14 protein-coding genes are annotated in these 15,364 nt (G+C 63.7%); 9 read left to right on the top strand and 5 right to left on the bottom strand.

Features of this window, described 5'->3' with window-relative positions; translation table 11 throughout:
- Positions 1-97 precede the first annotated feature (97 nt).
- The 4 genes from nrdF to nrdH all read right to left on the bottom strand — a co-directional run bounded on the left by nrdF (position 98) and on the right by nrdH (position 4,019).
- Positions 98-1,078: a class 1b ribonucleoside-diphosphate reductase subunit beta gene (nrdF, locus tag BKA07_RS08625; protein ID WP_167950545.1), complete on the bottom strand. Its 981-nt coding sequence runs from the start codon at positions 1,076-1,078 to the stop codon at positions 98-100.
- A 145-nt stretch (positions 1,079-1,223) separates the two neighbouring features.
- Entirely contained in the window at positions 1,224-3,350 is a 2,127-nt protein-coding gene (nrdE, locus tag BKA07_RS08620; RefSeq protein ID WP_167953026.1) for a class 1b ribonucleoside-diphosphate reductase subunit alpha, read from the bottom strand.
- A gap of 5 nt (positions 3,351-3,355) precedes the next feature.
- Positions 3,356-3,769, bottom strand: coding sequence for a class Ib ribonucleoside-diphosphate reductase assembly flavoprotein NrdI (nrdI, locus tag BKA07_RS08615; protein ID WP_167950544.1), 414 nt, complete (start codon positions 3,767-3,769; stop codon positions 3,356-3,358).
- Position 3,770: 1 nt separating this feature from the next.
- Entirely contained in the window at positions 3,771-4,019 is a 249-nt protein-coding gene (gene nrdH, locus BKA07_RS08610; protein ID WP_167950543.1) for a glutaredoxin-like protein NrdH, read from the bottom strand.
- 569 nt (positions 4,020-4,588) lie between these two features.
- On the opposite strand from nrdH, the gene BKA07_RS08605 reads away from it, so the two are divergent.
- Genes BKA07_RS08605 through BKA07_RS08575 form a run of 7 tightly spaced genes read left to right on the top strand, consistent with a single transcriptional unit; the run spans position 4,589 to position 10,867 of the window.
- The gene (locus BKA07_RS08605; RefSeq protein ID WP_167950542.1) at positions 4,589-5,584 is read left to right on the top strand and encodes an AAA family ATPase; all 996 of its coding nucleotides are present in this window, start codon (positions 4,589-4,591) and stop codon (positions 5,582-5,584) included.
- Positions 5,585-5,596: 12 nt separating this feature from the next.
- On the top strand, positions 5,597-6,481 hold the full coding sequence (locus tag BKA07_RS08600) for a DUF58 domain-containing protein (RefSeq protein ID WP_167950541.1): 885 nt from the start codon (positions 5,597-5,599) through the stop codon (positions 6,479-6,481).
- Positions 6,468-6,920, top strand: coding sequence for a hypothetical protein (locus BKA07_RS08595; protein ID WP_167950540.1), 453 nt, complete (start codon positions 6,468-6,470; stop codon positions 6,918-6,920). Before BKA07_RS08600 ends, BKA07_RS08595 begins: the two co-directional genes overlap by 14 nt.
- Positions 6,911-7,885: a vWA domain-containing protein gene (locus BKA07_RS08590; protein ID WP_167950539.1), complete on the top strand. Its 975-nt coding sequence runs from the start codon at positions 6,911-6,913 to the stop codon at positions 7,883-7,885. Before BKA07_RS08595 ends, BKA07_RS08590 begins: the two co-directional genes overlap by 10 nt.
- Positions 7,882-8,946 carry a vWA domain-containing protein gene (locus BKA07_RS08585; RefSeq protein ID WP_167950538.1) on the top strand — a complete coding sequence of 355 codons (1,065 nt, stop codon included), beginning with the start codon at positions 7,882-7,884 and terminating at the stop codon, positions 8,944-8,946. The genes BKA07_RS08590 and BKA07_RS08585 overlap by 4 nt, the downstream gene beginning before the upstream one ends.
- Positions 8,943-9,734, top strand: coding sequence for a hypothetical protein (locus tag BKA07_RS08580; RefSeq protein ID WP_167950537.1), 792 nt, complete (start codon positions 8,943-8,945; stop codon positions 9,732-9,734). Before BKA07_RS08585 ends, BKA07_RS08580 begins: the two co-directional genes overlap by 4 nt.
- A gap of 23 nt (positions 9,735-9,757) precedes the next feature.
- Positions 9,758-10,867, top strand: a complete 1,110-nt coding sequence (locus BKA07_RS08575) for a histidinol-phosphate transaminase (protein WP_167950536.1) — start codon at positions 9,758-9,760, stop codon at positions 10,865-10,867.
- Between the two features lie 65 nt (positions 10,868-10,932).
- Here the strand turns inward: BKA07_RS08575 and BKA07_RS08570 are convergent, their stop codons facing one another.
- Positions 10,933-12,465 carry a PucR family transcriptional regulator gene (locus BKA07_RS08570; protein ID WP_167950535.1) on the bottom strand — a complete coding sequence of 511 codons (1,533 nt, stop codon included), beginning with the start codon at positions 12,463-12,465 and terminating at the stop codon, positions 10,933-10,935.
- 138 nt (positions 12,466-12,603) lie between these two features.
- Between BKA07_RS08570 and speB the strand changes: the two genes are divergently transcribed.
- Both speB and BKA07_RS08560 read left to right on the top strand, forming a co-directional pair.
- On the top strand, positions 12,604-13,614 hold the full coding sequence (speB, locus tag BKA07_RS08565) for an agmatinase (protein WP_167950534.1): 1,011 nt from the start codon (positions 12,604-12,606) through the stop codon (positions 13,612-13,614).
- A 1-nt stretch (position 13,615) separates the two neighbouring features.
- On the top strand, positions 13,616-15,322 hold the full coding sequence (locus tag BKA07_RS08560; RefSeq protein ID WP_245161892.1) for a thiamine pyrophosphate-binding protein: 1,707 nt from the start codon (positions 13,616-13,618) through the stop codon (positions 15,320-15,322).
- Positions 15,323-15,364 lie beyond the last annotated feature (42 nt).

The following is a 15,364-nucleotide window of genomic DNA, read 5'->3' as shown; positions in this document are numbered from 1 at the left end:
TGGGCGGGCCTACCGAACCGTTCGGTTCGGTAGGCCCGCCCATTCGCATATCAGGCTGTTCGTGATCGGGCCGGAGACGCAGTCCCCAGTCCTGGCCTCAGAAGTCCCAGTCGTCGTCCTCGGTGTTCTCGGCCTTGCCGATGACGTAGGACGAACCCGAACCGGAGAAGAAGTCGTGGTTCTCGTCGCTGTTGGGCGAGAGTGCCGCGAGGATAGCCGGGTTGACCTTGGTGACCTCCTTCGGGAACATCGCTTCGTACCCGAGATTCATCAGGGCCTTGTTGGCGTTGTAGTGGAGGAACATCTTGCAGTCCTCCGCCAGCCCAACCGAGTCGTAGAGCTCATGGGTGTAGGAGACCTCGTTCTCGTAGAGCTCGAACATGAGGTTCATGGTGTAGTCCTTGAGCTCCTGCTTGCGCTCTTCGGACTGGGATTCCAGACCCTTCTGGTACTTGTAGCCGATGTAGTACCCGTGGACCGCCTCGTCACGGATGATGAGGCGGATGAGGTCCGCCGTATTCGTCAGCTTCGCATGCGCCGACCAGTACATGGGCAGATAGAAGCCCGAGTAGAAGAGGAACGACTCCAACAGAGTGGAGGCGACCTTGCGCTTGAGCGGGTCATCTCCACGGTAATAGCTGAGGATGATGTCGGCCTTGGCCTGCAGGTAGGTGTTCTCCCGCGACCAGCGGAACGCCTCGTCGATCTCCTTCGTCGAGCACAGGGTCGAGAAGATCGACGAATAGGACTTCGCGTGCACGCTCTCCATGAACGCGATGTTCGTCATCACAGCTTCCTCGTGGGGAGTCACCGCATCCGGAATCAGCGAGATCGCACCGACGGTGCCCTGAATGGTGTCGAGGAGGGTCAGGCCGGTGAAGACCCGCATCGTCAGGGTCTTCTCCTCCTCGGTCAGTGTCGCCCAGGACTGGACGTCATTGCTCAACGGCACCTTCTCCGGCAACCAGAAGTTCCCGGTCAGGCGATCCCAGACCTCGTCGTCGACAGGGTCGACGACACGGTTCCAGTTGATGGCGTCGACATGCGAGGCCAAAGTCAGGTTCTCCAACGTTTCCATCTCTCTTCCCAGTTGCAGGTACGCCTTGCGTACGTATGGTCCGCCCAGCAGACAAAGATTGCTTCGCGCCCGGTACCGTCAGCGACACCGGCACCGGGCCACGAGTTCAGCGGGCCGGTTGTCCCCGGCCCGCTGAACTCAACGGTCACAGCATGCAGGACACGCAGCCATCGACCTCGGTGCCCTGCAGCGCCAGCTGCCGCAACCGGATGTAGTAGATGGTCTTGATGCCTTTGCGCCAAGCGTAGATCTGCGCCTTGTTGATATCACGGGTCGTCGCGGTGTCCATGAAGAACAAGGTCAACGACAGCCCCTGATCCACGTGCTTCGTGGCCTCGGCATAGGTGTCGATGATCTTCTCGTAGCCGATCTCGTACGCATCCTGGTAGTACTCGAGATTGTCGTTGCTCATGAAGGGAGCCGGGTAGTACACCCGCCCGATCTTGCCTTCTTTGCGGATCTCGATCTTCGAGGCCACCGGGTGGATCGACGAGGTCGAATTGTTGATGTACGAGATCGAACCGGTCGGCGGAACGGCCTGCAGGTTCTGGTTGTAGATGCCGTGCTCGGCAACTGCAGCCTTCAGCTCGCGCCAATCGTCCTGTGTCGGGATCCGGACTCCCGCCTCGGCGAACAGCTCCTGCACCCGCTGAGTGCGCGGTTCCCACACTTCGTCGGTGTACTTGTCGAAGTATTCGCCGCTGGCGTACTTCGAGCGCTCGAATCCGGCGAAGGCGGACTTGCGCTCCTTCGCGATCTCCATCGACGCCCGAACACAGTGGTAGGCGACGGTGTAGAAGTACATGTTCGTGAAGTCGAGTCCCTCATCGGAACCGTAGTAGACGTGTTCACGAGCCAGATAGCCGTGGAGGTTCATCTGTCCGAGGCCGATCGCATGCGACATGTCATTGCCGCGGGCGATCGAGGGAACCGACTGGATGTCGGAGGTCTCCGCGACCGCGGTCAGTCCGCGAATCGCGGTTTCGATGGTCCGGCCGAAGTTCTCCGAGTCCATCGTGAGGGCGATGTTGAGCGAGCCGAGGTTGCAGGAGATGTCCTTGCCGACGACGTCGTAGCCGAGATCGGAGTCATACTGGCTGGGCTCGGAGACCTGCAGGATCTCGGAGCACAGGTTGGACATGATGATCTTGCCGTCGATCGGGTTGGCCTTGTTGACCGTGTCCTCGAACATGACGTACGGGTAACCGGACTCGAACTGGATCTCCGCCAAGGTCTGGAAGAACTCGCGAGCGTTGATCTTCTTCTTCTTGATGGCGGCGTTGTCGACCAACTCTTCGTACTTGTCCGTGACGTTGATGTCGGAGAACGGAACACCGTAGACGCGTTCGACGTCGTAGGGGCTGAAGAGGTACATATCCTCGTTGCGCTTGGCCAGGTCGAAGGTGATGTCCGGGATGACGACGCCCAGTGACAGCGTCTTGATCCGGATCTTCTCATCGGCGTTCTCGCGCTTGGTGTCGAGGAAGTTGTAGATGTCGGGGTGATGGGCGTGGATGTAGACGGCACCGGCACCCTGACGTGCCCCCAGCTGGTTGGCGTAGGAGAAGGAGTCTTCGAGCAGCTTCATGACCGGAATGACGCCCGAGGACTGGTTCTCGATCTTCTTGATCGGTGCACCCGACTCACGGATGTTGGTCAGTGCGAAGGCGACACCGCCGCCGCGCTTGGACAGCTGCAGCGCGGAGTTGATGGACCGGCCGATCGATTCCATGTTGTCTTCGATGCGCAGCAGGAAACAGGAGACGAGCTCACCGCGCTGCTTCTTTCCGGCGTTGAGGAAAGTCGGCGTGGCCGGCTGGAAGCGCCCGGTGATGATCTCGTCGACGAGCTGGGTGGCCAGCGTCTCATCACCGCGAGCCAGGAACAGCGCGACCATGACGACACGGTCTTCGAAGCGCTCGAGGTAGCGTTTGCCGTCGAAGGTCTTCAGCGTGTACGAGGTGTAGAACTTGAAGGCGCCGAGGAAGGTCTGGAACCGGAACTTCTGCCCGTACGCGCGCTTCGAGAGGGCTTCGATGAATTCGAAGGAGTACTGGTCGAGGACTTCGGGTTCGTAGTAGTCCTTCTCGACGAGGTAGTCGAGCTTCTCCTTGAGATCATGGAAGAAGACGGTGTTGTTGTTGACATGCTGCAGGAAATACTGCCTGGCAGCCTGTTTGTCACGCTCAAACTGAATTCGACCGTCATCGTCGTACAAGTTCAGCATGGCATTGAGCGCATGGTAGTCAAGATCCGTCTCTTCGCGGATGATGTCTTCTACATTGCGGTCTTCAGCGAGCTCGCGCACAGTTTGTCCAATCCTAAATTCACTGCTTCGACATCCTCTGGGGTCCCGAGGAGTTCGACACGGTACAGCACGGGTACATGACATTTCGCGGCGACCTTGTGTGCCGCGCGACAGTATTCTTCGCCGAAATTGGTGTTTCCGGCTCCGACGACGCCAACGAGATGGCGACGATTTGATTCGATATTGAGAAACTTGATCACCTGTTTGGGCACGGCCCCTTTATTGGGTCCTGCCCCATAGGTGGGAGTCACGAGGACGAACGGTTCGTCGATATTCAGCGTCTCGTCCTTTGTCAGCAGCGGCAGTCGACGCGAGGGGTGTCGAAGCTTACTGACGAAGCGGTCGGTGTACTCGGAGCTGCTCGAGTAGTAGACCAGGAGCATTTCAGGCCACGACGGACGCCGTCGTCTGCTCTCCGGCCAATGCGGCGATCTTGTCCGGACGGAAACCTGACCAGTGGTCGTTGTCGGTGACGACGACGGGAGCCTGCATGTAGCCCATGGCCTTGACGACGTCCAGGGCGTTCTCATCGACACTGAGATCGACCGATTTATACTTCAGCCCCTTGGCATCGAGCGCACGGTAGGTGGCATTGCACTGGACGCAAGCTGGCTTGGTGTACACGGTGATCATTGCGACTCCTCAATTCTGCGCTGCGGCTTAGATTTCACGGTACGTCCGCGCCGGTTCCACGAGCTCCGCGATGACAAAAATCACGCAGATCATGCCCGGCGATGACCACTAGATGTTGTGTTCGGGTCCGACTCTACCCCTATATCCAGTGTCACTCCAGTGTTGTTTCGGCCATCCACAACCTGTGTCCAAACGGTCCACAGTCATCCACAGGTCATGAGTGACACCGGTGTAGTTCGATCACCTGCGAGGACACTGGCCCCTGCGGCTGAGATCATGTTTCCGACTGCGCTGCCCGACACTCTTTTCAACACTTGTCCACAGGTAAAAATTTCACTTGTGGGCGTTTCGTCGGCGTGTCACGTCGGTCCCTTCCATCGGACCATTCAAGTGGATTCCATCATCGTTCGCACCTTCCTCCTGACACCGATTCGTGCCGTCTGTGCCTGATTTCGGCCTGTCTTCGAAGGATATGTGTCGGTACTGACACGAGAGAGTCCAGCCGCATGTCAGGGTCAGCCCATATGCTTGTTCTGTCAGCCAGTTGAGATTCGAGAGGCTCCCACCCAATGACGGCAACGGCACCCGCCAACACGCAAGAGATCGCCCACGCACAATCGATCCTCAGTGGGCTGGAGTCATATCTGGATCATTTCGTCGTCGGGCAGCAGCGCCTGCGTGAGAGCCTGCTCATCGGCCTTCTCTCCAGCGGTCATCTCCTCCTCGAGAGCGTTCCCGGCCTGGCCAAGACGACAGCGGCCGCGGCCCTGGCCAATGCTGTCGACGGCAGGTTCTCCCGCATCCAGTGCACGCCGGATCTGCTGCCGGCCGACATCATCGGCTCACAGATCTACAATGCCCACGAGGGTTCCTTCAATACGGTGCTCGGCCCGGTGCATGCCAACATCGTGCTGCTCGACGAGATCAACCGCTCGTCGGCGAAGACGCAGTCCGCAATGCTCGAGGCGATGCAGGAGAAGCAGACGACGATCGGCGGCCAGCGGTTCGAACTTCCCCGCCCGTTCCTCGTCATGGCCACACAGAACCCGATCGAGCAGGAGGGGACCTATCAGCTGCCGGAGGCTCAGCTCGACCGGTTCATGATCAAGGATCTCCTCACCCATCCGAACCCCAATGAGGAGATGGAGATCCTGTCCCGTCTCGATTCGGGAGTCTTCGATCGCGACTCGGTGCCGAAGCCCTCGTGCGATCTCGATGATGTGGTGACGCTGCAGAGCTATGCCCGCACCATCTACGTCGATCCCTCGATCAGCCGATACCTCGTCGAACTCGTCCACGCGACGAGGAACACCGCGAAGTATCTGGGACGTCTGGCACCTTTCATCGAATACGGCGCCAGCCCTCGTGCCTCGATCGCCTTCACCAATGCGGGGAGGGCACTGGCGATGATCCGGGGACGCAACTACGTCATCCCCGAGGACATCAAGGACCTCGCCCACCGGGTCCTCGCCCACCGCATCCAACTCAACTTCGAAGCCGCAGCCGAGAACATCACGAGCGCACAGGTCGTCGATTCTCTCCTGATGGCCGTACCCACTCCCTGATCGGGTGCCTCGATGACTGCTCTGCTCAATCGGATCAAGGCGCGGATGACCATCCACGCGCACCGTCGGACCCGCAGACTCCTCGACGGGGACTACTCCTCCGTCTTCCACGGCCACAGCCTCGACTTCGACGACCTGCGTGACTACATTCCCGGTGATGAGATCCGCGATATCGACTGGAAGGCAACCGCCCGACACTCGAACCCGCTGGTCAAACGCTATGTAGCCCACCGCAGGCACATCCTCGCGCTCGTCGTCGACTCCTCGCGGAACTTCGACGCGGTGTCCTCGGCCGGGGTCGACAAGCGCCAGTTGGCGATCCTCATGGCCGGGATGACCGGGTACCTCGCGGTGCGCCACGGCGACGACGTCATGCTCGTCCATGGCAGCGCGCACCGCAGCATCGCCTCCCCGCGCAAGGGCAGCGAGGCCCATCTGGAGAACCTCCTGCAGCAGATCCTCGCCGAGGCTGGCACGGTGGCAGATGGCTCGGTCAACGAACAGCTGCAGTGGCTCGCCAGCCACATCAGCCATCGGATGCTCGTCGTCGTCATCTCCGACCAGGGCCCTCTCGGGCCGAAGGAGGAGGCCACGATCAAACGCCTGCGCGCACAGCACGAGATCCTGTGGATCACGATCACCGACGCGGACCTGGCGGGACTGCCGGCCGCCTCGGCGCCCTTCGACGTCTCCCGATCGGACGTCGGCCTGCCCACGTCCGTGATGACCGACCCGACCGTGCGCAATGAGTTCCTTGCCGCCGAGGCGGGGCGCAGCCAGCAACGCAGCGACCTGCTGTCGAAGCTCGGAATCTCCCACACCGAGGTGGCCCACCCCGACCAGGCACTGGGCAAACTCCACACTCTCCTGCTGAGGCACCGCCGTGGGCCCCGCTGAGCTCGTCGGGCCCCTGCAGATCTCGGTCTGGTGGTATGTCGCCGCCTCAGTCGTTCTGCTGGCCGCCCTCCTCAATCTCTTCGCTCCGCTCGTGCGCGCGGCGGCCGGTTCGAGCGACAGGTCCCGTCCTCGGATCCCCATCCCCGTGCGCAGCACCTATATGTCGCGGATCGCCGATGTGGAGTCGAAGTTGGCCGCAGGTGAAGCCGATGTCCGTGACTCGGCACGTGAACTGGCGAAGGTTCTGCGTGAGTTTGCCGGTGATGCGTGGGGCGTCAAAGCCGAACACCTGACCTACCGTGACGCGGCCGTGGCCGGCCTCGACGATCTCGCGGAGTCGCTGTCGAGCCTCTACGCGGCGGAATTCGCCGAGGACGATGCGAGCGATCTGGGACCACAGATCGCCGGTGCCAGGAAGTTGGTGGCGCGATGGTCCTGATGTTCTGGTGGGGCGCACTCATCCTCCTCGTCCTCGCGGCCGCCGCGGTCTTCTTCTTCCGCCGCCCCAAGGCGACCGCATCGTCGCTGGCCGTGGCTCACAGCGGACGCATGACGAGCCTGCCGAGCTTCCGCCGGGCAATGCGCAGGCGCCTGCTCACGACGGTGGCCTTTCTCGCGGTGATCGCTCTCACCGGGCTGTCGACACTGGCCGGGATCTCCAGACCCGCCTGGGTCGAGACCGTCAATCCGGAGAAGAAGCTGCGTGACGTCATGCTCTGCCTCGACGTCTCCGGTTCGATGCTCGGCTACGACGCGGACCTCCTCGAGGCTTATCAGGAACTCGTCGACCGGTTCGACGGCGAGCGCATCGGGATGACCGTGTTCAATTCGACCGCGGTCTCCGCGTTCCCCCTCACCGATGACTACGACATGGTCGAGACCTATCTCGAGGAAGCCGAGGAGGGGTTCCGCACATGGGGCTCCGAAGGCACGGACTACTCGTGGTCGACCTCGCCGCCGAACATCGGCGGTTCCTCGCTCATCGGAGACGGGCTGGTCTCCTGTGTCGACAACTTCGATCGCCAGGACGAGGATCGCTCCCGTTCGGTCGTCTTCGCCACCGACAACATGCTCGCCGGCGACCCCCTGTTCGAGCTCGACGAAGCCACCGACATCGCCGCGGAGTCGGAGGTCAGGGTCTACAGCCTCTCTCCCCCGTCGGTGCTCACGACCACGCAGACCAAGGAGTTGGAATCGGTCTCCGACCGCACGGGAGGCAAGCAGTTCGAAATGGGGTCGGCTTCGACGATCGATCGCATCGTCGCGGAGATCCAGAGTCAGGAGGCCGAGAACACCCCGGGCCGTTCCTACACCATCGTCCATGACATGCCCGCCGTTCCCCTCGGGATCGCGGTCTTCGGCCTCGCCGGTGTCTTCGTTCTGGCTTGGAGGACGAAATCATGATGTTCGATCCCGTCTTCACCTGGTTCGGTTGGGGCTTCCTCGTCCTCGCCCTGCTGACCGTGTGCATCATTCCGGCCATCCGCGGGGACGGGCCTCGGTGGAAATGGTTCGTCCGTATGGGCGTCGTCGCCGTTCTGGCGCTGGCGCTGGCGCGGCCGGGCATCCCCGTCAAGTCCTCGACCGAGGAGTACGAGGCGGCCGCCGATGTCTACTTCCTCGTCGATACGACGACGTCCATGGCCGCCGAGGACTACGACGGTGACAAGACCCGCCTCGAGGGCGTGAAGAAGGACATGCTGGAGCTGGCGGAACAGTTCCCCGGCACCAGACTGAGCATCATCACCTTCGCCTCCACCGCCTCGACGGTCATGCCTCTGACCACCGACCATGCGGCGTTCGCTTCCGCGGTGGATGTCCTCAGCCCCGAACTGTCGCTGAACTCGAACGGCTCCTCGATCACCCAGGCCGGTGACGAGCTGGACAAACGGATGAAGTCCAATCAGGAGGAACGCCCCGAGAACAAGAGCCTCGTGTTCTACTTCGGCGATGGTGAACAGACCGCCGAGGCGCCCGTGGACTCCTGGTCGTCCTTCTCATCCCGCATCGACAGCGGTGGCGTGTTCGGCTACGGCACCGATCAGGGTGGGAAGATGAAGGAGCCCGAGCCCTTCGGCTACGGCGCGGGGCAGGGAGACGGTCCCGGCCTCGGCGACCCCGACGACCCGGGCGGATCCGACGCCGCCGGCGGCGATTACATTCGCGATGGTCAGGGCAATCCGGGGATCTCGAAGATCGACGAGTCCAATCTCGAACAGATCGCGAACGACCTCGGTGTCGAATACCATCACCGTGATGGCAGCGCGTCGATGAAGAGCGCGTACACGGCTCCCACATATGACCAGACCCTTGTCAAGAAGGACGGTCGGGTCACCGTCGACGAATACTTCTGGGTCCCCCTGATCCTCGTGTTCGCATGGATCGCGGTCGAGATGGTGTTCGGAGTCCGTGAGCTGCTGCGCCTGCGCACCATCCAACCACGACGCCGAGGAGGTCGGCCATGAACAGGATTGCGCGCACATGGTCGAAGCTGCGACTGCGCTCCCGCATCAATCTCATCATCGGCTTCGTCCTCCTGCTGGTCTTCGCCTACGTGGCAGTGACCGCGTACTTCGGCGCGGCGTCGCAGGTCCGCTATGCCTCGAATGACTTCCCCGGAGCGAAGAGCGCATCGAGCGCGTTCCTCACGCTCAGCCCGATCCAACGGCACATCGGATACTACAATCGCGGCACCGCCCAGGCTGCGATCGGTGATTTCGAACCGGCCCGCAGCGATCTCGAATCCGCCCTGGAGATCACGCCGACCCGCGACGAGTGCGCGGTGCGGATCAACCTCTCCTACGTCTACGAGAAGCTGGCCGACGAAGTTGCCGATCAGGACCCCGAGCAGTCGGACGAACTCTACGACCAGTCGCTGCAGACCTTGCAGGACGCCCCCGAGGAATGCCAGCCGGAGAAGAGCGAAGAGAAGCAGAAGAGCGACGAGGCGAAGGAGCGCGTCGAGGACAAGAAGAAGGGCGCACAAGCCGAGGACGGTTCCGACAGCGGAGAGTCCGGGGATTCGTCCGGTGACGATCAACAGAACGGCGATTCCGGGGACGACTCGCAGGGCGATGAGCAAGGACAGGGTTCCGATGAGAGCGATGAGAAGTCCGATGGATCCGGAGAGAAGTCCGAAGAGGAGAAGAAGCGCGAGGAGCTGAAGAAGCGAGGAGAGGACTCGGACCGTCAGCAGCGGCAGCAGGGGCCCGGCGGTGACGGGGGACGGAATGCCCCGGACAAGCCGTGGTGAGTCGACTGTGAAATCATGAGCCCATGACTTCTCCGGATACCTCATGTGAAGGCCCGACGACCCCGCAGCTGCGAAGCTCGCTGGAGACGTTCCCACCGTATGTTCCGGGGAAGGCCCCCAAGCGAATCGAAGGTCTGACTCCGTTCAAACTGTCCTCGAATGAGAACAGCCTCGAACCGCTGCCCGCAGTCATCGACGCCATGATCGCGCATGCGAAGAATCCCGCCTTCTACCCCGATGATGCGGCGCTGGCTCTGCGCACAGAACTGGCCGACCGCCTCGGCGTGAGCATCGATCAGCTCGTCGTCACCACCGGTGCCAGCGAACTGCTCGTGGCGCTGACTCAGATCACCTCGGACGCCACCACGGAGGCGATCTATCCCTGGCCGTCGTTCGAGATGTATCCCCAGATCACGGGGTTGGCGGGATCGAAGCGGATCGCGGTTCCGGTGCGCGAGGACGGCCGACACGATCTGGACGCGATGGCCGCGGCGATCACCGACAGAACCAGACTCATTATCCTCTGCTCGCCGAACAATCCGACCGGCCCCGCTCTTCGCGACGATGAGGTGCGGCAGTTCCTCTCACAGGTGCCGGGTGATGTGCTCGTCGCCCTCGATGAGGCCTACTGGGAGTTCGCCACCGCCGAAGGAGCGGTCCGCGGCGTCGATCTGGTGGCCGACCACCCCAACGTCGTCCTGGTCAGAACCTTTTCCAAGGCCCACGCTCTGGCGGGCCTGCGGGTCGGTTACGCCATCGCCCGCGAAACCGTGATCAGCGGTCTGCTCAAGTCGGTGATCCCCTTCGGAGTCACCGACATGAGTCAGGCGGCCGCGCTCGAGTCGCTGCGCCACAGCGATGAGGTGGACGTGCGGGCGAAGGAGATCGCGGCAGTTCGCGACGATTTCGCCCACGCCCTGCGTGACCAGGGTTGGGACGTCCCCGATGCCCAGGGGAACTTCGTGTGGCTGCCACTTGGCGATCTGTCGTCGGCCTTCGAGGACGCCTGCGTCGACCAGGCTGTCGCGGTGCGCAACCTCGGTGACGGGGTGCGGATCAGCATCGGCGAGAGGGAGGGCCTCGACCGGGTTCTCGCGGTCGCCGCCGCTTTCCGGACAGAGCATTTCGGGTAAGGACTTTCGGTAAGGACTTCGGGCAGGGCATTTCGACTGAGAGCTTCGGGCTGAGCACTGCCGACTCAGAGCTCCGCGAGTTCGAAGGCGAGCGCCACGGCCTGGACCGAATCTGCCTGTGAGAGGTCCCGCCCCAGCAGGGTTTCGACCTTCGCCATCCGGGCACGAACCGTGTGTCGATGGATGCCCAGCTCCGCTGCGGTCGCGTCGCGCACTCCCCCTGCGGCGATGAATGCCCGCAGCGTCAGCAGCAGATCCTGCCCGTCGCGCGCGGCCAGCAACGTGCCCAGGACCCGATCGACGAACCGCTGAGCCGCCGCTTCGTCGATCGACGACAGCAGAGCACGCACGTCCGAGGTCGCGCTCTCATGCTGGGTCCGCCACACCGTCCAGGTGTGATGGATCTGGGTGAGCGGGATCGTCTTCGCGAACAGCCTGTCGAGTCCCGTGACCTCCGCGACTCGGTCGACCGCACTCGCGTGTTCGGTCCCCGATTCGGCATGTCCCGCACTCGCCTGTTCGGTCCCCGATTCGGCATGTCCCGCGCCTCTGGTGTCCGGCTCGATGACACCGAGCATCGATCCCGCCCGAGCCAACAGCGTGTCCGCCCCGAGATCGCCCATCAGGGCTTCGGCATCCTCACCGCGCACATTGCCGAAAACGGTGAACCTCACCCGCGGGACAGGCGCCAGCCCAGTCTGCTGCGCCCATTCGACCCGAGCCTCACCGACCTCCAAGGGAGTGGCGAAGAGCCGTGATTCGACGCGCCGAGGCACCTGCTCGGCAATGCTGAGACTCAGCAGTGCTGCAGCGGTCGACAGCAGCAGGGAACGGGTACGGGGACTGCCGGCCGCCTCGGCGGGGGCGAGGATCCATCCGCGAACATGCTCATCGCCGACGGGCACGGCCTCGACGAGTCCCGACTCCCCATGATCCGGCTCCGACTCCTTCGACTCGGCGGGGCCACCCCACCCGGTGCGCAGGAGGCGAGGTGCCATGGAGGGTTTGAGCGACTCGGCGATCAGCTCGCGTCTCACCAGTGGCCCAGCATCGTGCCCGGTCAGACCCCTGCCGGTGGGCGAGACGAACTGGACGCCTGCACCCAGAGTTCCCTCCAGATCGCCGACCAGTGCGGCCGGCCCCTGGTGCGCGAGGTCGGTGGCGAAGCGGCGTCCCGCGCTGCTGGCCCGAGTCAGTTCCCGGCCCGTCTCCTCCTCGCGCATCCGGGTGAAGGCATCGACGACAGCCACGAACGGAACCGGTTCGGGAACCCCGAACAGTGCCAGCCCCTGGGCCTCGGCTTCGTCGCGGAGCAGCTCTGGGATCGTCTGCCATGGCAGCGCGGAGCCGAGGCCGATGCCGAGCGCGTGGACACCCACACGTTTGAGGCGGGTGACATAGTCGCCCACGCCGTCACCACCGAGGTCCTGCCCGACGCCGATCGTGAGCAGAACCTCGCCCCCGGCCAGCCATTCGTCGACCTCGGCCAGCTCCGAAGAATGGACGATCGTGACCTCCTGAGCCCTGGCATTCGCTGCATCGACGACGACGTCGAGAGCGAGTTCCTGACGTGCCCAGAGCTGACCCAATGTGACCATAGACCCCATCCTATCCACTGTGGATATCTTGTCTCTCAATTTATCCGTCGTGGATATCGGTGGGATGTGAGCCACGTCCTAGGCTGATGGCAACCACTCACCACCGAGTTCAACAACCGTCTTTTCGAAGGAGAGTCGATGTCGTCTCAACCCCTGGGCCCAGCCGATTACAGCCAGACGCCGCGTTTCGCGGGACCACCGACCTTCGGTCTGCTGCCGCGCATCGACGAAGTCGAAGCCCAGCGGCCGGGTGAGAAGATCGACGTCAGAATCCTCGGCGTCCCCTTCGACGCAGGTGTCAGCTACCGACCGGGAGCCCGCTTCGGCCCCGCCCACATCCGACAGTCCTCGAAGCTGCTGCGCCCCTACAATCAGGCGACGAACGTCCACCCGTTCACCTGGCAGCAGGTCGCCGACTGCGGTGACCTGGGCGTCAACCCGTTCGACATCGAAGAGGCCATCTCCACGGTCGAGGAGACCGCCGATGAGATGCGCGCCGACGAGGCGAAGCTGCTCACCCTCGGCGGCGACCACACGCTGGCTCTGCCGAACCTGCGCTCCCTGCACAAGACCCACGGCAAGATCGCGGTCCTGCACTTCGACGCCCACCTCGACACCTGGGACACCTACTTCGGTGCTCCGTACACTCACGGCACCCCGTTCCGCCGTGCCAGCGAAGAGGGCCTGCTCGATCTCGAGTCCTGCATGCACGTGGGCATTCGCGGACCGCTGTACGGCAAGAAGGACCTCGAGGACGACGCGGTCCTCGGATTCCAGATCGTCCGCAGCGACGACTATCAGTTCACCTCCGTCCAGGAGGTCGTGGCCCGGATGCGAGGGCGCCTCGGCGACGCCCCCGTCTATCTGTCGGTCGACATCGACGTCCTCGACCCCGCGGCCGCACCCGGGACCGGCACTCCCGAGGCCGGCGGGATGACGAGCCGCGAACTGCTCAACTCGATCCGCGGGCTGCAGGGACTCAACGTCGTCGGCGGTGAGATCGTCGAGGTGGCCCCCGCCTATGACCACGCCGAGGTGACCGGCCTCGCCGCCGCCCACGTCGGCTACGAGATCCTGTCCCTGTGGGCGGCCGAGCAGAACGGTCTCACCGAACCTTCCGGTCCCAGCGGCGACGCGCTGGGTGCTTGAGATGAACGCGAACCCACAGCAGCCTCCTCAGCCGGGGCACAGCACGGCAGCGAACGGGGAGATGTTCCGCAATGGCGCCAGAGCCGTCGTTGCCACCTTGGCCGCGCACGGAGTCGACACCGTCTTCGGCATCCCCGGCACGCACAACCTCGAGTTCTACCGGCATCTGGGCGAGTTCGGCATCCGCGCGATCACGCCCCGCCACGAACAGGGTGCCGGCTACGGAGCCGACGGGTACTTCCTCGTCTCCGGCAAGCCCGGGGTCGTCATCACGACCTCGGGGCCCGGCCTGACCAACGTCGTCACGGCCGCCGCGACCGCGTACGCGGAGTCGCGTCCGATGCTCATCCTCTCCCCCGGTGTGCCCACCGGCCTGGAGCGCGCCGACGTCGGAATGCTCCACGAGACGAAGGACTCCTCAGGTGCGCTGAGTCATCTGCTGGTCTCCTCTCAGCGCACGCGGACGGCCGAGGGTGCGGCCCAGGCCGTCGCCGAGGCGTTCGCCATGTTCGCCTCGTCCCGTCCCGGCCCCGTCCACATCGAGGTTCCGCTCGACGTGCTCGAGGGCGTCTGGAACGGCAGCGTGCCGACTCCGATCCCGGGTCGTCGCCCGGGTCTGGATTCGCGGGTCGTGGCTCGTACCGCCGAGGCGGTGCGCGGTGCACATCGTCCCCTCATCGTCGCCGGTGGTGGGGCCCGCAGTGCCGGTGCCGAGGTCACAGCCTTCGCCGAGGCGCTCGATGCTCCCGTGGCCACCACCGCCAACGGCAAGGGCATCGTCGCGGAGGACCACCCGCTGTCCTTGGGGTCCAACGTTCGTTTCCCCAGCGTCCAAGCAGAGTCGGCAGCCGCGGACGTGCTCATCGTGCTCGGCTCCGAACTCGCCGACTCCGACCTGTGGGGCGGACTCATCGGCGCCCAGACCTCGGCCGGGGTCCGCGACCCAGACTCGGACCAGGTCGTCATCCGCTGCGATATCGACCCCGACCAGCTGGGCAAGAACCTCGGCGGTGACATCCTCGCCTGCGCCGATACGGGCGAATTCCTCACCGCGCTGATGACCGAGCTGGGCATCGGCGAGCCCACGGCCGCCTCGGCGAGGGACATCGCTTCCGGCGAAAGCGGAGCCGACAGGGTTGCAGCCATCCGTCGGTCCTGGGGTGAGGATTTCGACTTCGAGTGCATCGGTGCCCGCGTCACCCGTCTGGTCGAGCAGGGTGCCGGTCCGTCTGTTGTGGTCTCCGGAGACTCGTCCCAGGTCACCTACGACGGATCCGTGCACGCGCTGACAGCGAGCACACCCGACCAACTGCTCTACATGCCCGGCTTCGCCACCTTGGGCTACGGGATCCCCGCAGCCATCGGGGCGAAACTGGCCGACAGCGCCCGGCCCATCGCCTGCATCCTCGGGGACGGGGCTGCGATGTTCTCGATCCAGGAGCTGATGACCGCCGGCGAGCTGGGGCTGGGGATCCCCTTCGTCATCGTCGACAACGGAGGCTACGCGGAGATCGAGGAGCAGATGGTCGATAGGAGCATGGAGCCGTTCGCGGTCAAGCTCGCTCGTCCCGACTTCGCGGCACTGGGCCAGTCCATGGGCGGGGCCGGAGTCACGATTGCGGAGTCGGACCTCGACGACATGCTGCCGACGACCGTCGCCGAGGCGCTCGAGCGTACGGTTCCCACCACCATTCACATCGAGTGCTGAAGCACCCGCTGAGCCGGATGCGCACGCACCAACCAAGGAAAG

It is taken from the genome of Brevibacterium marinum, from assembly GCF_011927955.1.
GTDB classification, from domain to species: Bacteria; Actinomycetota; Actinomycetes; order Actinomycetales; family Brevibacteriaceae; genus Brevibacterium; species Brevibacterium marinum.
The sequence above is the reverse complement of the archived record's forward strand: the minus strand, read 5'-3'. Positions and strand labels throughout refer to the sequence as shown.